21 protein-coding genes are annotated in these 24,867 nt (G+C 52.9%); 11 read left to right on the top strand and 10 right to left on the bottom strand.

The genetic code is table 11. The features are described 5' to 3' along the window. Positions 1 to 8 precede the first annotated feature (8 nt). Positions 9 to 3,434, bottom strand: a complete 3,426-nt coding sequence (locus ABD931_RS03040; RefSeq protein ID WP_345263811.1) for a helicase-related protein — start codon at positions 3,432 to 3,434, stop codon at positions 9 to 11. A gap of 195 nt (positions 3,435 to 3,629) precedes the next feature. On the opposite strand from ABD931_RS03040, the gene ABD931_RS03035 reads away from it, so the two are divergent. Further along, a complete protein-coding gene (locus tag ABD931_RS03035) occupies positions 3,630 to 4,631 on the top strand; it encodes an aldose 1-epimerase (protein ID WP_345263809.1) in 1,002 nt (333 codons plus the stop codon). A gap of 80 nt (positions 4,632 to 4,711) precedes the next feature. Here the strand turns inward: ABD931_RS03035 and amaB are convergent, their stop codons facing one another. From amaB to ABD931_RS03020, 3 genes are all read right to left on the bottom strand, one after another. Beyond that, positions 4,712 to 6,235, bottom strand: a complete 1,524-nt coding sequence (amaB, locus tag ABD931_RS03030; protein ID WP_345263807.1) for an L-piperidine-6-carboxylate dehydrogenase — start codon at positions 6,233 to 6,235, stop codon at positions 4,712 to 4,714. An 11-nt stretch (positions 6,236 to 6,246) separates the two neighbouring features. Next, positions 6,247 to 7,434 (bottom strand): carboxynorspermidine decarboxylase, encoded by a 1,188-nt coding sequence (nspC, locus tag ABD931_RS03025; protein WP_345263805.1) that lies wholly within the window; start codon positions 7,432 to 7,434, stop codon positions 6,247 to 6,249. Between the two features lie 65 nt (positions 7,435 to 7,499). Beyond that, positions 7,500 to 8,267 carry a hypothetical protein gene (locus ABD931_RS03020; protein ID WP_345263803.1) on the bottom strand — a complete coding sequence of 256 codons (768 nt, stop codon included), beginning with the start codon at positions 8,265 to 8,267 and terminating at the stop codon, positions 7,500 to 7,502. 302 nt (positions 8,268 to 8,569) lie between these two features. Here ABD931_RS03020 and ABD931_RS03015 point away from each other — a divergent pair, with 302 nt between their 5' ends. After that, on the top strand, positions 8,570 to 9,367 hold the full coding sequence (locus ABD931_RS03015) for a sensor histidine kinase (RefSeq protein ID WP_345263801.1): 798 nt from the start codon (positions 8,570 to 8,572) through the stop codon (positions 9,365 to 9,367). 32 nt (positions 9,368 to 9,399) lie between these two features. Beyond that, positions 9,400 to 10,446 (top strand): sensor histidine kinase, encoded by a 1,047-nt coding sequence (locus ABD931_RS03010; protein WP_345263799.1) that lies wholly within the window; start codon positions 9,400 to 9,402, stop codon positions 10,444 to 10,446. A 52-nt stretch (positions 10,447 to 10,498) separates the two neighbouring features. On the opposite strand, the gene ABD931_RS03005 is transcribed toward ABD931_RS03010, so the two are convergent. Beyond that, positions 10,499 to 10,693 (bottom strand): hypothetical protein, encoded by a 195-nt coding sequence (locus tag ABD931_RS03005; RefSeq protein WP_345263797.1) that lies wholly within the window; start codon positions 10,691 to 10,693, stop codon positions 10,499 to 10,501. A gap of 357 nt (positions 10,694 to 11,050) precedes the next feature. Here ABD931_RS03005 and ABD931_RS03000 point away from each other — a divergent pair, with 357 nt between their 5' ends. After that, complete coding sequence (locus ABD931_RS03000) at positions 11,051 to 11,848, top strand: LytR/AlgR family response regulator transcription factor (protein ID WP_345263795.1); 798 nt, start codon at positions 11,051 to 11,053, stop codon at positions 11,846 to 11,848. A 115-nt stretch (positions 11,849 to 11,963) separates the two neighbouring features. Here the strand turns inward: ABD931_RS03000 and ABD931_RS02995 are convergent, their stop codons facing one another. Continuing rightward, positions 11,964 to 13,172, bottom strand: a complete 1,209-nt coding sequence (locus ABD931_RS02995) for a saccharopine dehydrogenase family protein (RefSeq protein ID WP_345263793.1) — start codon at positions 13,170 to 13,172, stop codon at positions 11,964 to 11,966. 199 nt (positions 13,173 to 13,371) lie between these two features. Between ABD931_RS02995 and ABD931_RS02990 the strand changes: the two genes are divergently transcribed. Further along, positions 13,372 to 13,815 (top strand): WapI family immunity protein, encoded by a 444-nt coding sequence (locus ABD931_RS02990; protein ID WP_345263791.1) that lies wholly within the window; start codon positions 13,372 to 13,374, stop codon positions 13,813 to 13,815. A gap of 137 nt (positions 13,816 to 13,952) precedes the next feature. After that, on the top strand, positions 13,953 to 14,657 hold the full coding sequence (locus ABD931_RS02985) for a TetR/AcrR family transcriptional regulator (protein ID WP_345263789.1): 705 nt from the start codon (positions 13,953 to 13,955) through the stop codon (positions 14,655 to 14,657). Positions 14,658 to 14,705: 48 nt separating this feature from the next. Here ABD931_RS02985 and ABD931_RS02980 read toward each other — a convergent pair whose 3' ends face one another. Continuing rightward, positions 14,706 to 16,004, bottom strand: a complete 1,299-nt coding sequence (locus tag ABD931_RS02980) for an aminopeptidase P family protein (RefSeq protein WP_345263787.1) — start codon at positions 16,002 to 16,004, stop codon at positions 14,706 to 14,708. A 169-nt stretch (positions 16,005 to 16,173) separates the two neighbouring features. Here ABD931_RS02980 and ABD931_RS02975 point away from each other — a divergent pair, with 169 nt between their 5' ends. Continuing rightward, positions 16,174 to 17,700, top strand: coding sequence for a S8 family serine peptidase (locus ABD931_RS02975; protein ID WP_345263785.1), 1,527 nt, complete (start codon positions 16,174 to 16,176; stop codon positions 17,698 to 17,700). Positions 17,701 to 17,794: 94 nt separating this feature from the next. Here ABD931_RS02975 and ABD931_RS02970 read toward each other — a convergent pair whose 3' ends face one another. Continuing rightward, positions 17,795 to 19,072, bottom strand: coding sequence for a Gfo/Idh/MocA family protein (locus ABD931_RS02970; protein WP_345263783.1), 1,278 nt, complete (start codon positions 19,070 to 19,072; stop codon positions 17,795 to 17,797). A 158-nt stretch (positions 19,073 to 19,230) separates the two neighbouring features. Between ABD931_RS02970 and ABD931_RS02965 the strand changes: the two genes are divergently transcribed. Together ABD931_RS02965 and ABD931_RS02960 are read left to right on the top strand one after the other, a co-directional pair. After that, a complete protein-coding gene (locus tag ABD931_RS02965; protein WP_345263781.1) occupies positions 19,231 to 20,913 on the top strand; it encodes a matrixin family metalloprotease in 1,683 nt (560 codons plus the stop codon). Positions 20,914 to 21,117: 204 nt separating this feature from the next. Then, the gene (locus ABD931_RS02960) at positions 21,118 to 21,402 is read left to right on the top strand and encodes a hypothetical protein (RefSeq protein WP_345263779.1); all 285 of its coding nucleotides are present in this window, start codon (positions 21,118 to 21,120) and stop codon (positions 21,400 to 21,402) included. Positions 21,403 to 21,406: 4 nt separating this feature from the next. Here the strand turns inward: ABD931_RS02960 and rfaD are convergent, their stop codons facing one another. After that, positions 21,407 to 22,372: an ADP-glyceromanno-heptose 6-epimerase gene (rfaD, locus tag ABD931_RS02955; protein WP_345263777.1), complete on the bottom strand. Its 966-nt coding sequence runs from the start codon at positions 22,370 to 22,372 to the stop codon at positions 21,407 to 21,409. A 291-nt stretch (positions 22,373 to 22,663) separates the two neighbouring features. Here rfaD and ABD931_RS02950 point away from each other — a divergent pair, with 291 nt between their 5' ends. Both ABD931_RS02950 and lpxB read left to right on the top strand, forming a co-directional pair. Then, positions 22,664 to 23,080 carry a 6-pyruvoyl trahydropterin synthase family protein gene (locus ABD931_RS02950; RefSeq protein WP_345263775.1) on the top strand — a complete coding sequence of 139 codons (417 nt, stop codon included), beginning with the start codon at positions 22,664 to 22,666 and terminating at the stop codon, positions 23,078 to 23,080. A gap of 4 nt (positions 23,081 to 23,084) precedes the next feature. Beyond that, positions 23,085 to 24,197: a lipid-A-disaccharide synthase gene (lpxB, locus tag ABD931_RS02945; RefSeq protein ID WP_345263773.1), complete on the top strand. Its 1,113-nt coding sequence runs from the start codon at positions 23,085 to 23,087 to the stop codon at positions 24,195 to 24,197. A 67-nt stretch (positions 24,198 to 24,264) separates the two neighbouring features. On the opposite strand, the gene ABD931_RS02940 is transcribed toward lpxB, so the two are convergent. Then, positions 24,265 to 24,840, bottom strand: a complete 576-nt coding sequence (locus tag ABD931_RS02940; protein ID WP_345263771.1) for a 1-acyl-sn-glycerol-3-phosphate acyltransferase — start codon at positions 24,838 to 24,840, stop codon at positions 24,265 to 24,267. Positions 24,841 to 24,867: the final 27 nt, after the last annotated feature.

The raw sequence follows: 24,867 nt of genomic DNA, 5'->3' as shown, positions 1-24,867 counted from the left end.
GCAATTTGTTATTTGATAATCAACCAGGTAATCAATTCAAATGTATCAGCAGTGATTGGCGAATCGGTATCCGTGCCCAACTGTTCCGAGGCTTCCGGAATTATAAAACCGCGTCCACCCGTTTTGGCAGCTACGGCTATTTTCTTCTGATATTGTCTGGCAGCGGACTCCATAGCACTCTTCAACAAAGCCGAGTAGGCTCTCATGTCACCGCCATTATCAGTCTCTCGGTCAAAAATTTCGCAAAGCTCTTCATAAGCCTCTTTCCGCCCCTGGCACAGCAGCCGGAACACTTCCAGCACTTGTTTGGCGCTGACGTAGCTATACTTTACCTGACCGTCATCGTAAACGTAGCAGAGGTAATACGGGTGCAGGGGGTTTACGCGTTCGTTATCAGATGTACCACCAGCTTTTTGCCCAGCATCCGGCTCCCGCTGCCGCAAACAGTAAATGGCCCCTGGTCTGATGAGTTCGTTTTCCCCAATTTTCAACTGGCCGTAATCGGTCATGTACGCGTATTTACCGGCGGGAGCTGGCACTATAGCATACAGCCCAAGTGAGGCCCGTTCGAGTTCCTTCTTGCGCGATTCAATAAACCGCATGAGTTCAATCCGGAAGTCATCCAGCGTGAAGTCGGTCAGCGATACACCCCCTTCATTCATATCTTCGAGGTCGAGTACTTCTTCCTGCAGGCGCTTAAGTTGTTTGTCGCGGAATTTCAAATCCTGCGTCACCAGGTCTTCAATCTGGTCGTTGTTCAGCAGGTTATCTTCGCCCGTGGCAGTAATATCGACCAGCGCCATGCGGGCCTCTACGCGGGTTTGCAGGTTAATGTACTGGTCGAGGTCGCGGGTTGGCCAGAAATTGACAAGCTGAATGGTTTCGTTCCGGCTGCCGAGCCGGTCTATACGGCCGAAGCGCTGAATAATACGCACCGGGTTCCAGTGGATGTCGTAGTTAATCAGGTAGTCGCAATCCTGCAGGTTTTGTCCTTCCGAGATACAGTCGGTAGCAATCAGTAAATCAATTTCGCCCTCCTGCGGCATGGATTTCAACAACTCCCGCTTTTTGGCGCGGGGCGAAAAGTTGGTCAGAATGGCGTTAAAATCCGTCTGGTTTTTAAATCCTTTCGGCTGAAACGTGCTTCGGTTACTGCCGTTGCCGCCGGAGACCAGCGCCGATTCAATACCCAACTCGTTTTTGGCCCATTCGTGCAGGCAGTCATAGAGGTAAGAGGCCGTATCGGCAAATGCTGTAAAGACAATGACTTTGCGGTTGTTGGGGTTGATAGGATTGGCTACTTTTCCGCTAATAAGTTTTTTAAGTGCCTGCAACTTCGCATCCCGTGCGGGTGTAATGGCTGCGGCCGAATCGTATAGCGAAATCAGTTTGTCTTTGTCTTCGCGCAGGTCTTTCAGCCATTTGTTTAAATCAAGGTGCGCCAGTTCAAACTTCTTTTTGCCCCCGACCAGATACGCTTCCTCCACAGCCGCCATATCGTCGTCTTCCTCAGCTATGACCAGTTCGTCCGTATCCAGCACCGTCCGGACCGGATTATCCAGGTAGGTTTTTATCTTGTTTTCCAGCTTCTCTATTTTATCAATTGTCCGGCCCATTGATAAGCCAAACGATTGAACAGAACTTTCCAGCCGTTTCAGGAAACCTACCTTCATCATGCCGATGAGGAAGTGTTCGCGTACCTCCTGCGAGAAGTTGGCTGTTTTCTGCGTTTCAATCCGTTCGCCGTACTGCTCTTTGTACTTCTCCAGTAAATACGCCGAGGGATTAAACAGACTCAGCTTATAACCCGAAATTTCGCGGTTGATGGCATCGTATGACCGGAACCGGTTGTTCACGTCGATGTCTGGATACACCGGAATCGGCTTCCGGCGCTCCGGAAACTTCCCGATGCTGTTCATGTCGTAAAACTTTTCGATATGCCGGCGCGAGCGGGCAATAGTCAGTTCATCGAGTAGTTTAAAAAAGCCGCTATCCAGTTTTTCGAGCAGGTTTTGTACCGTCCGGTTGGGGTTTTTCTTCGGGTCGGCCCAATCATTGAACTGCTTCTGCGCAGCCGCCACGGTACTGCTGATGTTTTTCACCCCGGTCGATTCTGCCAGCGCGGTATCACTGCCGCCCGTCAGGAAGTAAATCTGGTTGCGCAGGTCTTTCAGCGTGTTGTTTACGGGTGTCGCCGATAGCAGTAGCACCTTCGTTTTCACTCCTGAGTTAATAATGTCCTCCATCAGCCGCTGGTAGCGACTTTTGACCAGATTGCCCTGCTCGTCGTATTTACCGACGGTATTGTTGCGGAAGTTATGCGACTCATCAATGACAACGAGGTCGTAAGCGCCCCAGTTGAAATTATTCAAGTCTATCCCATCCGCTCCGGACACGCCCCCTTTACGGCCCAGGTCGGTATGATACAGCACAGTGTACCCAAAACGGTCTTTTGCCAGCGGGTTAAGCTCCGAATTTTTGTGAGCCTGGTAAATTGTCCAGTTTTCGCTGAGCTTTTTGGGGCACAGCACCAATACCCGGTCATTCAGCAATTCAAAGTATTTAATAACGGCCAACGCTTCAAACGTTTTACCCAGACCGACGCTATCGGCCAGCACACAGCCGCCATGCCGCAGAATTTTGTTAATGACACCTTTTACCCCATCCTGCTGAAAAGAATACAGCTTACTCCAGATTCCAGTTTGAAAGAAGCCCGTCCGTTCGTTCAACAGCCCCCCTTTGTCCTGTTCATTCAGGTAGTTTTCAAAAACGTGGTAGAGCGTTTTTAGGTACACGAACTCCGGTGGGGTATCCTGATAAAGTTGCTGAAGGTATTTCAGCACCTGGTCTTTAACATCCTCTACCAAACCTGTGTTGTCATTCCACAGCTCATCAAACCACGCTTTGAGGTCTCGTTTGTCGCGGTCTCCATCCACCACCATATTCAATTCAATATTCGGACGGTTACCAAATCCCAGCCCACTGGCCGTGAAATTGGAACTGCCCGAAATAGCGTATGGGATACCCCGCGAATTCTGAATATGGTACATCTTCCCGTGCAGGAAGTTGGGCTTCACCATGGAGCGGATGCTAACCTTAGCCTGAATCCAGTTGTAGCAATCGCGGGCAATGGCTTTCTGATTGAGCTTATTTTGTATGCCGAGTGCGTCTGACTCAATCCGAAAAATTTTTGGTTCTTTATCCCGGTCAATGACAAAGTTGGGTTCCCCAAATAGAAACCGCAGATGGCTGATCTGATCAAGCTGGTTTTTGAGGTGGTGATAGGCGTAAATGGTAAAATACGCGGATACAAACGACAGTTCGGCCTCTGGTTCAATTGTCTTCAGAAGGTACCCACCCACGGAACCGTAAGGACCGTTTTTGCGATTATCACGAATCAGGCTAACCGATTGAGCAGTCGTAAATATAGACATGGATAGCAAAAACGTAAGGAAAGCCGTAAAATACAAAGAATGGTTATTTAATCCCTATCTTTTTCGCAAGTGGTAATAGAAGGCAATTTTACCCAACGGCAGCTATCCCCCAAACATCCTCTACCGCTGAGCAGTTGTTTAACACTGACAACATTATCTGCCAACTGCACACGGCCAACTGCCTACTAGAAAACTATGCCTTTCGAAATTTTCCACCGCCAGTTCGGCCTGATGGTCGAGTATGTACTACACAACACCCAGACCGGTGAATATGCCGTAATTGTTCCGGCTCATGGCGCTATGGTGCGCGGCCTGGTGCTGCGCAAAGAGAAGGAGCTGATCAGCCTGATTGATGCGCCGGCTTCTGAACAGGCGCTGGTCGCCGATGAAACGTATGCCAGCGCCCTGCTCTTTCCGTTCCCCAGCCGCATCCGGCACGGCATCTATTTCTTTGAGGGGGAATCCTATACGCTCCCGATGAATGAAGCCAGCCGGGACAATGCCATCCACGGCTTTGTGGCCGGCAAGCCTTTTGAACTGTTCGACCAGCAGGTTACCGGCCATGCCGCTTCGCTGACGTTACGCTACCTGCATCATGGCCCGGCCGAAGACCTGTATACCGGCTACCCATTTCCGTTTGAACTACGGGTTACATATACGCTCGAAAGTGCCCCCGGCTCACCCTCCGTCTTCTATGTACGTTACCAGGTACAGAACCTCAGCTTAAGCCGGTCGTGCCCGGTGGCGTTCGGCTGGCACCCGTATTTCACCTTCAACGATGAACCCGTTGATGACCTGACCATTCACATCCCCTCTCAAACGGCAGTGAGCCTGGACGAGAACATGCTTCCCGACGGTATCGAACCCTTTAACCTGTCCGGCTCTACCGGTGGAGTCACAATCCCGGCGATCCGGCTGCATGACCGGGAACTGGATAATGTGTTCGTTGTAGACCCGGCTGCGGGTTCGGTGGAAACGGTATTGTCGTCGGCGCGGCATAAGGCCAGTCTGCACGTCTGGCAGGAGACCGGTCCCGGCAAATTCAATTACCTGGTGGTGTTTACGCCCCCCGCACGCAACCGCATTGCCATAGAACCGCTGACGGGCAATGTCAATGCTTTTAACAACCAGGAGGGCCTCATTGTACTGGCCCCCAATGAGGTGGCGGAGGGGACCATTAAGGTATGGCTGTCCTGAGCAGTGGGCAGTAGGGCATGGGGTAAAAGGATACCGCGTACCTTTTTACCCCATGCCCTATTGCCCACTGCTCCATGCATTTATAGGTCAAACGTAATCCCCTGCGCCAGCGGTAGCTGGGTGCCGTAGTTGATGGTGTTGGTCTGTCGGCGCATGTAGGCCCGCCAGGCGTCGGAGCCGGATTCGCGGCCTCCGCCGGTTTCTTTCTCGCCCCCGAAAGCGCCCCCGATCTCGGCACCGGAGGTTCCGATATTGACATTGGCAATGCCGCAGTCGGAACCGGCGACCGACAGAAAATGCTCAGCTTCGCGAAGGTTGAGGGTGAATATGGCCGAAGACAAACCCTGCGGCACGCCGTTCTGGATGGCAATGGCTTCGTCGAGGGTGCTGTATTTCATCACGTACAGAATGGGCGCGAACGTTTCCCTTTGTACAATGTCCCAGGCATTATCGCCCTCCACCACGCAGGGCTTCACATAACAGCCGGACGTATACGCATCGCCGGACAGTACGCCCGGCTCTACCACAAAAGTACCGCCCATCCGCCGGATTTCGTCTACTGCGGCCTTATATCCCGCTACCGCCTGCTTATCGATCAGCGGCCCCACGTGAATTGACTCTTCCAGCGGGTTGCCAATCCGGATCTGGGCGTAGGCCTTTGCCAGCCGGTTTTTCACGTCTTCGTATATATTCTCCTGCACAATCAGCCGGCGGGTGGTAGTGCAGCGCTGCCCGGCCGTGCCCACAGCCCCGAAAACTATGGCCGGAATGGCCAGGTCCAGATCGGCATGTTCGGTCACAATGATGGCGTTGTTGCCGCCCAGTTCGAGCAGCGAACGCCCCAGCCGCTCGGCCACGTTGGCGGCTACGGCCCGGCCCATGCGCGTCGACCCGGTGGCCGACACCAGCGCTACGCGGGGGTCACGGCTCAGCCATTCGCCCACATCGCGCGCGCCCGTTACCAGGCACGAGACGCCTTCCGGCACGTCGTTGTTGCGCAAAACCTCAGAAATGATCTGTTGACAGGCCAGGGCCGTCAGGGGTGTTTTTTCGGAGGGTTTCCAGACGCAGACGTTGCCGCAGACCCAGGCGATCATGGCGTTCCAGGACCATACCGCCACCGGGAAGTTAAAAGCGGAAATGACGCCCACCACGCCCAGCGGATGCCACTGCTCGTACATGCGGTGACCCGGCCGCTCGGAGTGCATGGTAAGGCCGTAAAGCTGCCGGGATAATCCCAGCGCAAAATCGCAGATGTCGATCATTTCCTGCACTTCGCCGAGGCCTTCCTGCAGCGACTTACCCATTTCGTAGCTGACCAGCGTACCCAGCTCGCGCTTGTACTGCCGGAACTGATCGCCCATCTGGCGGATAATGTCGCCCCGCTTCGGCGCGGGTAGCAGCCGCCACTGATGAAAGGCTTCCTGCGCCGTGTCCACTACCTTGTCGTAATCGGCGCGGGTGGAGAGGTACACGCGGGCAATCAGCTGACCATCAACGGGCGAGTACGAATCCAGCGTCCGCTCGGTCGAATGCCAGAAGTGCTGCCCGGTACTGGTTCCGGGCTTTACGGGTTGTACGGGTAACGGGAGGATAGAGTGCATAGTTTGTTGAATTAGCTCAAGCGGTCTTTATAACTGTCGTAGCCATAGCTGCGCACCAGCCGGAACGTATCGTCGGCCTGCCAGATGCCGATCGACGGCAGGTTAACACCGTTAAACGTGGTTGTTTTCACCATTGTGTAGTGGATCATGTCGTCAAAAACGACCAGATCACCCACCTGGAGCGGCTCATCAAAGGAGTAGTCGCCCATGAAGTCGCCGGCCAGGCAGGTCATTCCCCCCAGCCGGTAGGTATGCTTGTCGGCCACCGGCTCCTGGTAAGCATTCAGAACACGGGGCTTGTAGGGCATTTCGAGGGTATCGGGCATGTGAGCGGCAAACGAGGTGTCGAGAATAACTACCTGGATACCCTGACTGTCGAGTACATCCAGCACCGTAGACACCAGCACGCCCGTTTGCCAGGCGATAGCCGAGCCGGGTTCCAGAATCACCTCGACATTATACTTTTCCCGGAAGGCTTTCAGCAGGCCAATCAGGTGGTCGGTATTATACCCTTGCCGGGTCATCAGGTGGCCGCCCCCCATGTTTACCCATTTTACCTGGTGCAGCAGATCGCCGAAATGCGTTTCCAGAGCCTCGAGTGTCCGCTCCAGCGTATACGAGTCATTCTCGCAGAGGGTGTGAAAATGAATACCCTCCAGCCCCTCCGGCAGTTGGTCGGGCAACTGATCCCGCGTCACGCCCAGCCGCGACCCCGGCACACATGGATTATACATATCCGTAGCCACTTCAGAATACTGTGGATTGACGCGGATACCGCAGGAGATACGCGTGGGGTGAACAGCCTCACCAGCCTTCTGCCCGGCGACGTCCGCGCTTTGCTCATTATACGCTTTCACCCGGCTGCTGAACCGCTCCCACTGGCGAAAGGAGTTGAATGTAATGTGGCTGCTGCGCCGGAGTACTTCGTCAAACTCATCGTCCCGGTAGGCCGGGATGTAAGTATGAGCTTTGACCTTCATGTAGTCGTTAACCAGTTTGATTTCGTTGAGCGAGCTGGCCGTAGCACCCGACAGGTATTCGTTGACCAGCGGAAATACGCTGAACATCGAAAATGCCTTCAGTGCCAGGATGATCTGCACACCGGCCTGGTCCTGCACGGCGCTGATGAGTTCCAGGTTTCGGCGTAGTTTGGCTTCCTCCAGCACAAAGCAGGGAGAAGGTATCTTTGTATAATCCATCAATGGTTTTCGTCAATTTCGGGGCAAAGGTACGAAAACGTACGGATGGACGTACCCAGGATAGTTTACAGGCTATCGTAATACTGCACAACCTGGGCCAGATCGTACTCCGATCTGAAATCGAGCTTCTTCTCATCAATAAAGCGGGTGATCTCAGCTTTTTTGTCGCTGAACGCATCCACAATGGCTTTTTTGCTTTTTTTAAGCTTCACCAGACTCTTGTCGGGCCGGAGCAGGTAGAAAGATACATCGTCGGCGTAGGAGTCGTAGCGGATATCGGCCGAGTAGCCTCCTTTGAAATCAGCTTTTTTAAAGAGCTTGTTAATCCGCTTCAGCATGGCATTTTTGCCCTCGTAGAGCACCATAAAATAGCCTTCGCTAAGTTGTTTGTCACCGGTGAGACCCGTGTATCGTTTGAAGAGGTAGCCGTTGCCGTCGGCATCCATGATGGTAAAAGCCCGGATCTGGTTTGGGCTCACGATGATAGAATCCCGCATTTTCTCCCGAAGCATAATCAGGCTCTGCCGGTACGCGTCAAACTTAAGCGGCACATTGGTGTACTGCTTTCCGTTAGTTAGGTCAACCTGCCCTTTCGACCAATTCGGGATAAAATAAGGCGTTCCCTGTAATCCCTCGTAGCGGGTATCTACGGTTGGCATGAGGTTATTGTCGCCGGAAAGCAGCATCATGTTCCGGACCCGAAAGGCTTCGGCGCTCTCAACCGGTGCGGGGTTTGTCTCTTTTGTCTTTTCATCCTTCCCGGTGGCGGTACTTTGTGCCCGTACCGGCAACAGCATGAGCAGCAACGAAGCCGTAAGCAGTAGTTGTTTCATTGTGTATTAAAATGCTCCCGGTAAATAACGTGATTTTGTCTTAATTCAATAAAAATCCCGGTAAAAAGACCGTCGGCATGCTCCGACGTTCAACGGGCGGTTTTTACACTTCACCAAACGAAGTTGCGGCTTTACCTTCAATACCACTTGCCGGCAGCCATGGCTCAACCATCTTTACACCGGAAATCACAGCCCGGCAGTAGCAACAGGACTAGTAACAACCAGCGCTTTGCCGCGCCGGCTCTTCCCGGCTCACGGCTCCAACTAGCTATCTGGTTCAGAAAACGCAGTTATTGACTACCTTGAAAACAGTACACAACGCATGGCTACGCTACGCTGGAATACCGGTCTCGGTATGGCTGCTAAATCTGCTGTGCCTCCCGGTATACCAACACAACTGGGGCGTATACGCGGCAACCAGCCTGATCGCCACGGCAATAATTATCCTGTCTGTGATGATCGCCATGCGTTACCTGCACAGCTATGGAGCACGTATCCGGGCCGATGAAGCACTCAAAAATGTAAGTCTGCAGACTCAGTTCGACTGCCTCAAAACCCATATCAACCCACACTTTCTGTTCAACAGTTTCAACTCCCTGTCGGTGCTGATCGCCGAAGACAAGGTCAGGGCCGGGAACTTCCTGGACGAACTATCGACGGTATACCGGTACATGCTGCAATCGCATGCCTGTGACCTGATTCCCCTGCGGACCGAACTAGCCTTTATCCAGGCTTACTTCTCGCTGCTGAAAACCCGCTACGGCAATGGCATCGACGTTCTGATCGATGTAAACGCTTGTCACCTGGAGGCCCGGCTCCCTCCCCTTACCCTCCATATTCTGGTGGAGAACGCGATCCGGCACAATAGTATTCTGGCCGATCAGCCCCTGCTTCTTTCGATCTGTGTTACCCCCGAGGGGCACCTTGTCGTAGGCAACAATATTCAGCGTAAAACCCTGAGGGCAAACAACCTTCAGGCAGGGTTAACCAATATCACCACCCGTTTCCGGCTGCTCCAACTGCCCCAGCCGACTATTATGGACGATGGACAATCGTTTACCGTTCAGCTACCCTTATTGCAAAAATCCGGTACTATGTAGTATTTTTAGGGAATGGCAGTCAGGCGGCAGGTATGAACATGTCAACAGATGTAAAACTTCGGCTAATCGGACCGGTGGTCCTTTTTCTGTTTGGGACGATTTTTTTCAGGATCAATATCTATTTTGAGTGGCCCTTACCGGAAATAATCGGGTTCAATACCATAGCCCTGGTGGCCGGGTTTTCCTGCTGGCAGATAGGCCGCTGGCTGGTCAGGACCGTTCAAAAACGGTTTCCGGGTTTGCAGCGCACCCAGACCAGGCTGCTAATCCTGCTGCTGCTCTTTCCGGTTATGGTCAATGTCTGCGTTTTTCTCCGGCACAGCCTGCACACCCTGCTGCGGGACAAACCGTTCTGGCCAGATTTACTCGATTATACCTATTCGGCCGGTATTCAGATTTTTTATTGCTGCGTGTATATCGCCATTTATGAGGGTATTTATCTGTTTCAGCAATGGCGGCATACGTACGAAGAAAAAGAACACCTCCTGAAAACACAGTGGCAGGCCCGCTTCGACACCCTGAAAAGCCAGGTAAATCCGCATTTTCTCTTCAACAGCCTGAATACCCTCTCAGCCCTGATTGCCGAAAACCCCAAACGTGCCGAAGCCTTTGTCGAAGAAATGAGTACGGTATACCGCTACCTCCTCCAAACCAACGACCGCGAACTGACTACCCTGCGGACCGAACTAGCCTTTATTCATTCCTACTTTCATCTGCTGAAAACCCGCTACGGTACCGGCCTGGCCCTGAACGTAGCCGTGCCCGACGAGCACCAGGATACCCTGCTGCCTCCGCTGACATTGCAGATGCTGATCGAAAATGCCGTGAAGCACAACGTTATTCTAACGGAACAGCCGTTGCACATCTCGATCGAATCTACGAATGACGGACGACTGGTGGTGCGTAACAATCTACAGCGTCGGGCTGTTCGCGTTGAATCCAATAAGGTCGGGCTGTCGAACATCGCGTCGAAATACCGGCTGTTGTCGCAGCCCAATCCGACGATAGAAGAGGCCGGCAATTATTTTTCGGTAACGCTGCCCCTGATTAGCACGCACGACACTCCGCTCATCCGATAGCGGAACAGTCGGATGAGTACCCGCCAGCCCAGGACTCACAGGTTGCTACCGATTAAGCCATCTCCAGTTCCTGTTGCTCCTGCTGGGTTTCCTGACTGGTATCCTGCCCAAACGCAAATTCCTGACCAAACTCGTGGCCCCTCTCCTGTCCTAATTCCTGTTGCCCGTAGTTCTCCTGTTGGTAACCGCCCTCCATCTCGTGGCCGGGGGTTCCAAATTCCTGCAACGTGCGGTCGATGTTATGCATGGGATTGCTTTGGTTTATTTTGGAAGTTGATTTCGCTCACCAAACGCCAATCCCCATGCCAAACAATATACCTACTGATTATCAGCTACTTAAATAACTATTTCTCGAAGCAGCTTTCGCATTGGCCGGCTGGGCGGCTAAAATCCTGAAATGGATTTCGTCAGAAAAAGGTGTTTGCCGAGTAGCAGGGTGTAGTTCGTTCAGGACTTCCGTGTCGTAGATTTTGGGGCAGTTTTTACCGGTTCAACGGCCAATCTGCCGGTTCAGACCCGTTTTTTGTCAATTCACCGGCATAACCCTTTGGCCAATACCCCTGCCGTTGCGATATTGTAGCAACATTTAAGTGTATGTGTTGTCATGAATGTATTGCTGATAGAAGATGAAGAACTGGCCGTCCGGAAACTGAGTAAGCTCTTGCAGGAGGTGGACGACAGTATTCAGATCGTGGGAACGGCGGCCAGCGTCCGGGCGTCGGTAGCGTGGTTACAGGCCAACCCCACACCCGATTTGATCCTGATGGATATTGAACTGGCAGACGGACAAAGCTTCGAGATATTTGAACAAACTACCGTAGAATCACCGGTTATCTTCACCACCTCGTACGATGAGTATGCCCTGCGGGCGTTTAAGGTCAACAGCATCGATTACCTGCTCAAGCCGATCAAGCGCAACGAACTGGAGGCCAGCCTGGCCAAACATCGCCGGCTGCAAAGCCAGCCCGACAGCGGTCCGGCCGAACCCGCCGAGCCCAGCCTGGACCGGATGGCCATTGACGCGCTGGTGCAGCAACTCCGCCAGCAGGTGCAGCCGACCGAATACCGCAAGCGCTTTCTGGTCAAACACGTGCAGCAGTGGGTACCGGTTGAGGTATCAGACATTGCGTACTTCTACTCTGAAGAAGGCGTTAGCCTGTTCAAAACCCGCAGCAACCAGAAATTTCCGGTCGATTATACCCTCGACGAGCTGGAGAAAATGCTCGACCCGGCGCAGTTTTTCCGCGCCAACCGGCAGTTCATTCTCGACATTCATTCCGTACAACAAATACACCCGTATTTCAACAATAAATTGAAAATCACCGTTAAACCCGCTTCCGACGAAGAAGTCATCGTCAGCCGTGAACGCGCCGGCGACTTTAAACGGTGGATGGGGAAGTAGGACTGATAGTTGACATTAATCAAGACCAAAGACGTTAAGCAGGCGAAGCAACGTTAAACCTTAAAACGATCAACAAACCTGAGTCATCCCAAAATCCGGGATGACTCATTGTTTATCAGTATTCGTGCGGTAGCGGTATGTTTACCTGCTCCTGCACGGGTAGCCCCTGCCGGTTCATCTGCTCGATGAAGGGGTCGGGGTCCATTTCTTCGCAGTTCCACACGCCGGGTTTCATCCAGATGCCTTGCAGCATCAGCATGGCACCGATCATGGCCGGTACGCCGGTGGTGTAGCTCACCGCCTGGCCACGTACTTCTTTGTAGGTTTCGGCATGGTCGCAGTTGTTCCAGATGTAATAGGTCTGGTCCTGACCGTCTTTGATCCCTTTGATCTGGCAGCCGATGGAGGTCTGGCCGGTGTAGTTTTCGCCCAGCGTGTCGGGGGCCGGCAAAACGGCTTTCAGGAACTCCAGCGGGACAATGTCCATGCCGTTGAACTTAACGGGGTCGATGCGGGTCATGCCCACGTTCTCCAGCACTCGCAGGTGGGTCAGGTACTCCTGCCCGAAGGTCATCCAGAACCGTGCCCGCTTCAGGGTCGGGAAGTTCTTCACCAGCGACTCCAGTTCTTCGTGGTACAGCACATACGACTCCTTGGGGCCAATTTCCGGGTAATCAATAGGTTTATGGATTGACATCGGTGGGATCTCTACCCATTCGCCATTCTCCCAGTACCGACCGGGCTGGGTAATTTCCCGGATGTTGATTTCGGGGTTGAAGTTGGTAGCAAAGGCTTTGCCGTGGTTGCCGGCATTGCAGTCGATGATATCCAGGTAGTGCATCTCATCGAAATGATGTTTGGCGGCATAGGCCGTAAATACCTGGGTGGCACCGGGGTCGAAGCCGCAGCCAAGCAGGGCCATAATACCGGCTTTTTCAAACCGCTCTTTATAGGCCCACTGCCAGCTATACTCAAATTTGGCTACATCTTTGGGTTCGTAATTGGCCGTATCCAGGTAGTGAACGCCGGTTTCGAGGCAGGCATCCATAATGGGCAGATCCTGGTACGGCAGGGCCACGTTGATGACCAGCTCCGGCCCGAACTGCTTGATGAGCATCACCATCTCGGCCACCACGTCGGCATCCACCTGCGCCGTTCGAATACTGACACCATGCATCGCCTGAATGTCAGCCGCAATTTTATCACACTTGGCTTTGGTCCGGCTGGCCAGCATAATGTCTGTAAAAACGTCGCTGTTCATCGCGCACTTATGCGCCACGACACTGCCGACTCCCCCGGCCCCGATGATAAGCACTTTCGCCATAAGTTCTTTGTTTGGTTGAGGTGTTGTTGATTAATTGGCCGCAAAGATAGCCCTTCGGCCTGATACTGCTCTAGAAAATCATTTCATTTCAAAACCTATGAGTAGGCTATGAAGTTTGAATAATGCGTAGAGCGCAACCAAATGTCAGCCAAACTAATACATTTGTCGGACTCTATATGTCATCATTGTCTTTACCAATATGCGTCTGGCGGGTTCGCGAAGTTTCTTTGAGTTGAATGTACTTGATTATGAGTACCCGGCCGGTACGTCACAGCGTACCGAACGCAATCTGCTGTTAATTGGGTTTCGGGCCGGCTGGCACAAAAACCAGACGGCCAAAATTGCCCCGCTGCTGTTTACCTGGGAAATTAACTCACTTATCGACTGGCTCCTGCATCTTCGCAATACCGGCCGTATGGCTCCCCGACTCGCCTTTAACGAACCCTGTCTGGCTTTTGAATGCCTCTCGGCCAGCGCCAATGAATTTCTACTCCAGGTTCAACTTGCCCAGGAAGCTACCCCCGACTGGCACCACAATCCCTACCAACCGTTCTGGCTGCCGGTGGTGGTTACCGCAACGCAGATCTCCGAGGCCATTGACCAATTAAAACAACAGGCAGAGATTTTTCCGGTCCGGCCGTAAAGTTACCCTTTGGTAACATGATAGATTTTTCCATTATTTGCATCACAGGAGAAAGGTTATCCTGTGAGCAGAAATGCGCTCGACCCTGCCTTCTGTGTTACAAATCTCCTTTACACCTAACCTGTCTTAAAAAAGATATGAGACCAATTAAGCGTAGAAATCGAAACCTGACCATGGAGCGTATTCTGCGGGCCATGGGCGAAGTAATGGCCGAGCGAGGTACCCAAAAAGCCGGCATCAATGCCGTAGCCGAACGCGCCGGTGTCAACAAAGTCCTGATTTATCGGTACTTTGGTGGCTGGGAAGGACTGCTGGAAGCCTATGTGCAGCGCGGCTTCTTCCTGTCGATGTTCAACGAAAAATTCATGGAATCGGTACCCGATAACCTGAGCCCGGACGTACGGGGCAAAGTCTGGTCGGATTACGTAATCCAGTTGATGCGGGAGTTTAAAACCCGGAAACCCTCGCAGGAACTCATCCGCTGGGAAATGGCCCATGCCGACAGTGAGTTAGCCCAGCGACTAGCCGCTTTCCGGGAAGAATCGTACCGGAAGCTGGTTAATAAACTGGCACCGTACCCGGAATATGACCCGGTAGCCATTGCTACGCTGATGATTTCGGCCATTACCCTGCTGGTGCTGGCCAGCGAACAGCGCGATCAGATTATGGACATCAACCTGAAATCGGAAGAAGGCTGGCAACGCATCGAAAAAGCCATTAAACGCATCTACAGCGGTTTGAATCTCGCCATGGAGGTCGAGAACCAAAAAAAGCACGAAGAACAGGCTCGGCCAGAAGTGGCTCGGCCAGAAGTGGCCCAGCCGCAACAGGCCGAGTCCTGACCTGCAGCCATCAGCGGGTGAGGCCTGCTTCGCCCGCTGATTTTTGTTCTACCGGCTGTTCATCAGCTCCTCAATTTCCTCCGCTTCCACCGGAATCTGCTCCATCAGGTCAATATTGCCCGATTCGGTGATCAGGATGTTATTCTCCAGCCGGATACCAAGTCCCTCTTCCCGTATATAGATACCCGGTTCGCAGGTAAAGACCATGCCCGGCTCAAACTTCCGGTATTTATTGCCCACATCGTGTACGTCGAGTCCCAGAAAGTGCGAGGTGCCGTGCATAAAGTATTTTTTGTAGAGTGGCGCATCGGGGTCCTGCTTTGCCACTTCATCTTTATCGAGCAACCCCAGCCCAATCAGCTCCGACTCCATGATCTTGCCGACCTCTTTGTGGTATTCGTCCCAGAGGTTGCCGGGCACCAGCATCTGGCGGGCTGCTTTCATCACCCGCAGCACGGCATCGTATACCGCCCGCTGCCGCTCCGTAAACCGGCCGTTGACCGGTACACTCCGGGTCATATCGGCATTGTAGTTAGCGTATTCCGCCCCGATGTCCAGCAGCAGCATATCGCCGTCTTTGCATTGCTTACTGTTTTCGATGTAGTGCAGCACACAGGCGCTGGCTCCTGAGGCAATGATGGGCGTGTAGGCCGGCCCTTTCGAGCGGTTGCGGATAAATTCGTGGTACATCTCCGCTTCAATCTCATATTCCCATACCCCCGGTTTGATGAAGGATAGCAGCCGCCGGAACATCTTGTCGGTAATGGCAATAGCGGTGCCGATAAGCTCGACCTCCTGGGGAAGTTTGGTAGCCCGCAGGTAGTGCATCAGCGGAGCCAGCCGTTCGAGCCGGTGCAGCGGGTAGCGTTCCTTAAACTGCCGGATGAAGCGGGCATCGCGGGTTTCTACCTCTACCGTAGCGCGGGTGTGCTCGTTGGTGTTCAGGTACACCTGCCCGGCTTCAAACACCATCTGGGTGAAAATAAAGTCGAACTCGTGGGTCCAATAGATCTGCTTCTGCGAAATGCCCGACACCTGCTCCGCTTCAGCTTTGGTGAGTTTGTGGCCCTCCCAGATTTCGATCAGTTCGCTGGTTTCTCGAAGGAACAGAGCCTCCCGGAATTTTTCGTCGGGATGGTCGGGAAACAGCACCAGCATCGTTTCTTCCTGATCGATGCCGGAGAGGTAAAACAGATCATTATTTTGCCGAAAGCCCATGGTGCCGTCGGCATTGGTGGGCATAATGTCATTGGCGTGCAGAACCACCATCGACGTTGGCTTCAGTTGCTGGGCCAGTCGCCGGCGGTTCTGCACAAAAAGTTGGTTATCAATGGGCAGATAGCGCATAGAAAAACAAGTTACGTAGACAGAAAATCCGGGTGCAAAGAAAGGCAAAGCAAGTGGTATTTGGCAAAAACCTTTTGACTGGCCGGTGACCTTATTGAAAGGATTCCGCAAAAAATTGTAATTTTATCAACCGGTTTCTTAACCCCGGCCAAAACTGCACCAACTGCGAATGAGAATCCTTCACCTTCTGGCGCTCTGCCTCCTTTCCCTGCTGGCTCAGGCCCAGCCGAAATACTGGATTGTGCTGAAAGACAAAGATCCGTCACAAAGACCATCCCTCTCCCCCACCACGCTCGAACGCCGGGCCGTTCAGGGACTGCCCGTTGATGATACGGATCTGCCCCTGTCGACAACCTATCTTCACCAGTTGCAGCAGGCCGGCGTTGCTCCGATTTGCCAGTCGCGCTGGCTGAATGCCGTTTCGGCCGCGCTGAGCCCGGAGCAGCAGAAGCAAGTCGGCGGACTGCCGTTTGTGAAAGAAATTATTCCTATCGACCGGAATATAGTCATCCAGAGTACCCGCTTTGACCTTGCCCGGCCGATGCTGGCCCCGGTGATGACGCAGATCCAGGCTCCGGAGTTTAGCCGCGCAGGCCTGACAGGTAGGCTGGTGCAGATCGGCGTGATCGATGCCGGTTTTTTCGGAGCCGATTCGGCCTCGGCCCTCAGGCATATTTTCGAGCGGAACGGCGTGCGGGTGGTGCGCGATTACGTGAACCCGCAGCGGACCCAGAATAAGCTGTTCCGGACACTGGAAACAATGTCGGACTTTCACGGCACCGAGGTGCTGGCGGCCATTGCCGGTCATGACCCCAATGAAAACGTGCAGTATGGCCTGGCAACCGATGCCACCTTTTACCTGGCCCGCACCGATCAGGGCAACCGCGAGTACCGGGGAGAAGAAGACAACTGGATAGCGGCTATGGAATGGATGGACAGCCTCGGTGTACGGCTTATCAACACCTCGCTGGGCTACGCCAAAGGCTTCAGCGACCCCAAAGAAAATTACGAGCCAAAGCAGATGGACGGCCAGACAAGCCTGATTAGCCGGGCCGCACAGATGGCCGCCGATAAAAAAGGCATTCTCATAATCGTCTCGGCCGGTAACGAGGGCGACGATAAAACCTGGCGCATCATCTCTACCCCCGCCGATGCCGAAGGCGTACTGGCCGTAGGAGCTACCAATGCCCGGCTCTGGAACCGCATCGGCTACAGCAGCATCGGCCCGGAATTTCTGCCGTACCTGAAGCCCAATGTCTCTTGCTTTTCGCTGTATGGTACGTCATTGTCGGCTCCGGTCATTACCGGCTTTGCGGCCTGCCTGATGCAGGCCAACCCTAGGCTCACCAACCGGCAACTGATCGATATTATCCAGAAGTCATCGCACCTCTACCCCTACGGCAACAACTTTGTGGGCTATGGCGTACCACAGGCGTCACGGGCGCTGTCCCTGGCCAAAGGTCAGCCGCTGCCGGAGACTGCCCGCACCGTAAAAGCCCAGGGCAAAACGTTTACGCTGCCGGTTCAGCACACAGAGTCGGTCATATCGGTTTATCGCAAAAAAGACGCCATCTGCGTTATCAGTCAGGAAACCCTTAAGCCGGTCAACGGCAAAATTACCCTGAAACGCTCCGGTGACGAGAAATTCACAACGGTGGATTTGAAGAAGGAAGTGATTGAAGTGGTGTGGGAGTAGAGTCGATAGTCGTTAGTCGTTAGTCATCAGTCGATAGGTTGTTGGAGAAATTTACTGGCGACTAACGACTATCGACTCGACTATCGACTAATAATTACACCAAATCCCATTTCGGCCGGTATTCCCGACCCAGATAGGCATTAGCCTCCTGGTCTTTTTTAAACTTTTCCTTTTTGCTGTTCCAGTCCAGTTTGCGGCCGAGCCGGTACGAGATCAGACCCAGGTGCATAGGCATGGTCATCCGGCGGGCATACTCCAGGTTCGATTCAGGCTGTGTCCGGCTCTTAACAGCATCTACAAAATTCTGCTGATGGCCCGGTGAGCGGGGTATCGTTTTGGGCACTTCGGCAAGGTCGGTAACGGTTTCCCCGTTGATGGTGATTTCCCGGCTGCCATAGTCGCAGAGCAGCGTTCCTTTGTCGCCCTCAAAGTAAGCACCGATGCCACGTTTGGCCGCACCCGGCACATTGGGCGGTTCGGAGGTCCAGTACAGCTTCAGGTTCTCAAATTCGTAATCAATGTCAATTCGCTTTGGAGCGTCGGCAATACCGTCGCCGGCTTCTCCCCTGGCGCTGACGCTCTTCAGGTTCTTCGGCTCGATAGACCACCAGACTATATCGGCAATATGACTCCAGAAATCCTGGAATACACCACCGGAATAATCCAGGAAATAGCGGTACGTAAAATGGCAGCGCTGCGGAGTGTAGAGCGACTGCGGTGCCGGGCCAAGCCACATATCCCAGTCGAGTGTAGGCGGAGGGGTCTGGTACTGTGCCGGACCCAGCTCGGGCGGCAGGCCGGTTTTCCAGAGCCGAACGGTATGCACTGTACCGATGGTACCAGCGCGGATAAGTTCTACGACGCGGTGGTAATTATCGCCGGCGTGAATCTGCGTACCCAATTGAAATACCCGATTGTGCCGGTTCAGCGCTTTCAGCATCTGCTGCCCCTCCCGCACATTAAACGACAGCGGCTTTTCGCCGTACACATCCTTACCGGCCTGAAACGCCAGAATGGCCACCTGCGCGTGCCAGTGGTCGGGCGTGGCACAGGTGATGGCGTCAATATCCTTGCGGTCCAGCACGCGCCGAAAATCTTTGTACAGGGCCGCGTTGGAGTCTGGACGCAGTTCTTTCAGCTTTGCCTGCGTGCTGTTCAGGTGGTCATCGTCTACGTCGCACAGCGCCACAATGTCGACATCGGGCAGGGCAGCAAACCATCTCATGTGGTTGTTACCCATACCGCCGACACCAATGTGGGCAATGCGCAGACGATCGCTGGGGGCTACCTTCCGGACCAGGCCGGGAAACAGGGCCAGACCGAGGGCGCCGGCGCTGCTTTTGTGGAGAAAATCTCTTCGGGTTAGGGTCATAATACATTCACTGATTTGTTCTTAACGATCGACTAAAATGACGGAGAAATACGCTGACGGAAACCGTATATTCCCTCTATTATTCGACAAATCAATTTTAGACTTTTATTCAGTCATATAAAACACGCTCACCAAAAATAATTAATCACGCATCCATCATGGCAAAGAAAAAAAAACAGTCGTTTACGCTGCCTGAAGGTCTCACAATCGGCACGCAGGGTTCTGCCGTAACTACGCTACAGAACTATCTGAAAGCATTTGGCTATTTGCAGGTAGATAATCCAGCGGAAGATTCCCTGGGTGCCATGCGTGCCATCGGACTCGAAACCGCCAACGATGGTCAGTTTGACGAAATCACCGAGAATGCGTTAAAGAAATTTCAGGCCTTTTATGGCCTGCCCCCGACCGGTCGGGTAGACCCCGATACCCTGAATCTGATACAGATGCCGCGCTGCGGAACGCCCGATAACCCCGACCGCCTGTTCAGCGTAGAATCGTCTCCGCAACTCGCTGAATTTGTAGCCAGCGGCAATCGCTGGTCTAAAGTAAACGTTACGTATAGCTTCCAAAATTTTACCGGCGACCTGACCCAGGGGGTTATTATAGCCAATATCCGCGAAGCTTTCTTCCGGTGGAGCAATGTCTGCAATCTCACCTTTACAGAAACAGGCGCCAATGGGGATATCATCATTTCTTTCGCAACAGGAAACCACGGCGACGGCTTTCCATTCGACGGACCGGGCAATGTACTTGCCCACGCATTTTATCCTCCTCCGGGTGGTGGCAGTTTAGCCGGTGATTTACACTTCGATGATGCCGAAACATGGACCACGGCGATCCCGCCCCCGGCCGGCGGCACCGACTTCCTGACGGTGGCCATCCACGAGATAGGGCACTCACTGGGTCTCGACCATTCTGCGGTAACCGGTGCGATCATGTTTGCCTTTTACGGAGGGCCCAAACAGAATCTGCACAGCGACGATATTGCCGGGATTTCTTCCATTTACGGTGCCCGAACCGCTAAAGCCACGTTGTCTGACACGTCGGTAGCCACCCCCGGCTTCTGCTCGTTCAACAATCAGGGCTTCATTAGCTGGACCGGCACAAATCAGCAACGCAATCTGAATGTCATGGCCACCAGCAACCTGCGGGTGTGGCATAGCAAAGTCATTCTGGGCGAAACTTCGCTCTCCGGCCCATCCATATGCGTATTCAAAAACCGCCTGGTTATTGCCTGGCGGGGCGTCAGCAATAACCAGATCAATGTTATGTCTTCCGGAGATGGTATTACATGGAGTAACAAGGTCACTTTAGGAGAGACTACCTTTTTCAGGCCGGCCCTGGGCGTATTTAACAACCGACTTGTAATCGCCTGGACGGGTACAGATGCCCAACGCCGGCTCAACATCATTCAATCGACAAACGGCACTGCCTGGACCAATAAAATCACCCTGGGCGATACGTCTGTTGATGGCCCTGAATTGTGTACCTTAGGCAGTAATCTGCTGTTGACCTGGACCGGCACCGACACGCAGCGACGCCTGAATGTAATGACGTTTAACGGTACCAACTTCTTCAATAAGGTTACCTTAGGAGAAAACAGCTTTACGGCACCCAGCATTGAGAACATTAACGGGCGCATTGTGCTCGGCTGGACCGGCACAGATAGCCAGCGACGCCTGAATGTGCTTTTCAGCACTAACGGTATCAACTTTTTCGGTAAGCAGACCTTCGGCGACAATTCGTTTTTTGGCCCTACAGTAGGCGGATTCAATGCTACGCCCGTTATTGCCTGGACGGGTACAGACAATGCCCGTTCGCTTAACACCATGACGTTTTAACGTGGCTCGCTTTGCCCCGGAGGGCTTTCTGCGCTCTCAGGGGCAAAGCGAATGATATACCAGAATGCGTTGCAAAGTCGTTCTATGAACAGTACAAAAGTAACCTGAATTGTGGTCAGCCCATATGCCTGCCTTCCTGTTTTGGCCATGCTGTTTAGCCTTTTTTTCAGGTGTACATCATGGCAAAAAGAATCAAAACATAAAATGAACACCGATAGTACAGTCAGATACATCAGTAATCAGAAAGGAATCGTTGGTTATTGGATTGACCTGAATCGGTATACGATTCTGTATTCTCCCGCAAACAGCTACGATACCCAGTATACGTGTATCGTAAAAAATACCTTGCCTGCCGCCTTGCAGAAAGAGGGAACCAAGGTTATTTTTAGCGGAACAATTTCTACATCAAAAGACCTGCCTAAACCCATGATGGGCGGTCAGCAGCTTTTCTGGATTCAGGTGGACGAAATCAGAAAAGATACTCCGTAGTGGCTTACAATGTTTTCCCCGGCAGCAGGTAATTCTGCACATAGTCGGTAATACCTTCTTCCAGCGTACAGAAATGTTTAGTGTAGCCAATGGAGCGCAGCTTGCCCATATTGGCCTGGGTATAGTATTGATACTTGTCGCGTATATCGGCAGGCGTATCTACAAAATTGATTTGTGATTCGCGGCCCATAGCCCGGAAGGTGTTGTTGGCCAGGTCCAGGAAAGTCCGGGCTTTGCCGCTGCCGAGGTTGTAAATACCGGAGTTGCGCCGGTGGTGCATCAGAAACGAGCAAACATCTACCACATCTTTCACGTATACGAAGTCGCGCATCTGCTCGCCATCGCGGAAATCGGGGTGGTGTGAGCGGAAGAGCCGCATCTCTCCCGTCTGGCAAATCTGGTTATAGGCGTGGAAAATAACGGATGCCATGCGCTCTTTGTGGTATTCATTGGGTCCGTATACGTTGAAAAACTTAAGGCCGGCCCAGAAAAAAGGCTTGCGCTCCTGCTCCAGCGCCCAGATGTCGAACTCGTTCTTTGATTCGCCGTAGGGGTTCAGCGGTTTGAGTTGCGGAATCAGGGATTCGTTGTCATCGTAGCCCAGTTCGCCCAGGCCGTAGGTAGCCGCCGATGAGGCATACACCAGCGGGATCTGATAATCGATACACTTCTGCCAGATGGTTTTGGAGTAATTCAGGTTCAGGTGTTCAAACACCTGCCAGTCGAACTCGGTGGTATCGGTACGGGCACCAATGTGAAAGAGAAACTCAACCTCCTGGTAGTTCTGGTCCAGCCAGGCAAAAAACTCCTCCCGGTGTACCCGCTCCTGAATGCGTTTACCAGTCAGATTACGTTCTTTTTCGGGAGACGAAAAATCGTCGACGGCAATTATGAAATTGAAATTTTCCTGATTCAATTTGCTAATCAAACAGCTTCCAATAAAGCCCGCAGCCCCCGTAACAATAATCATAGACGTAATCTGTAAACGTGTTTATGGCAGATTCTGTAATAGAAAGGTAAGCCAAATACCAAAATTGGTTGTAAAGGTAAATTTTTTATGCATTGCCTTTTGTTGCCGATTTTAGGAAAGAATATAACTTTTTCAATATTATAAAAATTAATCCAGTTATCCTCTCAAATTGATGCCAACGAACGGCATATCCCATTCGTTTTCAGGCTGTATTTTTTTGAGAACGAAACGAGCCGTAATTTTGTAACCTGATTGAATTGGCTGGCCGGCATCAGCCCGGCCTTACCTGATATGGTATACATTAGCAGAACTGAACATTTCAACGCGGCCCACCGGCTTTATAACCCGGCCTGGTCCGACGAAAAAAATAAAGAGGTATTCGGACCCTGCGCCAATGTGAATTGGCACGGGCATAATTTTGAACTGATCGTTACCGTTAAAGGCGAACCCGACCCCGATACCGGCTTTGTCATTGACCTGAAAGTACTGGGCGATATAATCAAGAAGGAAATTATCGAGAAGGTAGATCATAAGAACCTCAACCTCGATGTTGACTTCATGCGCGGCAAAATGGCCAGTTGCGAAATCTTCGTGATGGAAATCTGGAAAATCCTTGACCGTGCCCTCGAACCGGTCACCGAAGCCCGTCTCCACCAGATACGCCTTTACGAGACCCCCAAGAACTTCGTGGATTATTACGGGGAATGATTACATGAAATACTACCTGATTGCCGGTGAGCGCTCGGGCGATCTGCACGGAGCCAACCTGATCCGGGCCATTCGCCGGCATGATCCGGAAGCTTACTGCCGGGCTTATGGTGGTGAACAGATGGAAGAGGCCGGTGCCACGCTGGTCCGCCACTACCGCGATATGGCGTTTATGGGCTTCTGGGAGGTGCTGCAAAACCTGCGCACCATCCGCCGGTACCTCCGCGAATGTGAACGAGACCTGCTGACCCACCGGCCCGATGTGCTGATCCTAATCGATTACGCGGGCTTTAATCTCCGCATGGCCCGCTTCGCCAAGCAGCAGGGCATCCGGGTATTTTACTATATCTCGCCTAAAGTCTGGGCCTGGAACCAGCGCCGGGCGCTGAAAATCAAAGCAACTGTCGACCGGCTCTTCGTGATCTTTCCATTTGAGGTCGATTTCTTCGGAAACTACGACTATAAAGTTGACTATGTCGGGAACCCCCTGCTCGATGCCATCGCAGCGTTTCAGCCGAACCCGGCTTTTCGTCAGGAGCACGGGGTAGGCAGTAAGCCCATCATTGCGCTGCTCCCCGGCAGCCGGCAACAGGAAGTCAGCGCTATGCTGTCGGTGATGCTGACGACCGTGCCGCAATTCCCGCAACACCAGTTTGTGATCGGCCGGGTGAGCAATTTACCGGACACCCTATACGCCGAAGCGATAAGCCGCTATCCACAGGTAAAGGTAGTGACCGATGCCGCCTACGATCTGCTCCATATAGCCGAAGCTGCGCTGGTTACCTCCGGCACCGCCACCCTCGAAACGGCTCTGTTCAACGTGCCGCAGGTCGTCTGCTACCAAACCACCTGGCTATCGTACCAGATTGCCAGACGTCTTATTGCGGTTCCGTACATTTCGCTGGTAAACTTGATTATGGAGAAGGAAGTGGTGAAAGAATTGATTCAGGACAATCTGAATCCTGAAGAACTAAGCAGTGAACTGCGTCAGTTAACCCAGGGAGGTCATAAACGCGCCGGCCAATTAGCCGATTACGAAGCCCTGCGCCGGAAAATGGGAACGCCCGGAGCCTCCGATCGGGCCGGCTCGCTTATGGTTCGGTATTTGGTTGATTAGTTAATTGGTTGCTTAGTTGGCTGGTACCTGATTAACGAACGAATGAACCAGTGAACTGTTAAACCCATCACCCAACCTGCCCTGTCTCTTCGTACTGCCGCAGCCAGCTTTTGTGTTTACCCTGAATCTGGCTGAAGAATTCGTACACGTAGGTCATATCCCGCTGGTAGTCGCCGGTCACGTAGAAGGGGGCACTCAGCACCACTTGTTTGCGGGGATAATCAAAACCGGTCAGGATCAGCGGAGCGCCGGATTTCAGGGCGATGTAGTAAAATCCGGTCTTTAGTTTGGCCACATCGCTTCGGGTACCTTCGGGCGCAATGCAGATATGAAGCTGCTCATGGCTCTTCAGAATGTCGGCCATGGCATCTACCAGATTGGTAGCCCGGCTCCGGTCTACAGGCATACCGCCCAGGGCCCTGAAGAGCCAGCCGGCATACCAGGTAAATAATTCTTTTTTAGCGAGATAGCGAATCCAGATCCGGGTTGCCGCCCGCGCCCCCAAGCCAACCGGAAAATCCAGGTTGGACGTATGCGGAACTACAACCCAAATACCTTTGGGAGCCTGGGCCAGACTGGGCTTCCAGCCCGTGAGCCGCCAGCCCGCCAGTTTAAAAAACCATCTCGCAAGAATCGAGTACATAAGGGTTAGTCATTAGTGGATAGTCGA

The organism is Nibrella viscosa, from assembly GCF_039541875.1.
GTDB lineage: Bacteria > Bacteroidota > Bacteroidia > Cytophagales > Spirosomataceae > Nibrella > Nibrella viscosa.
Note: the sequence above shows the minus strand (reverse complement) of the source record. Positions and strands in the feature narration are given on the sequence as shown.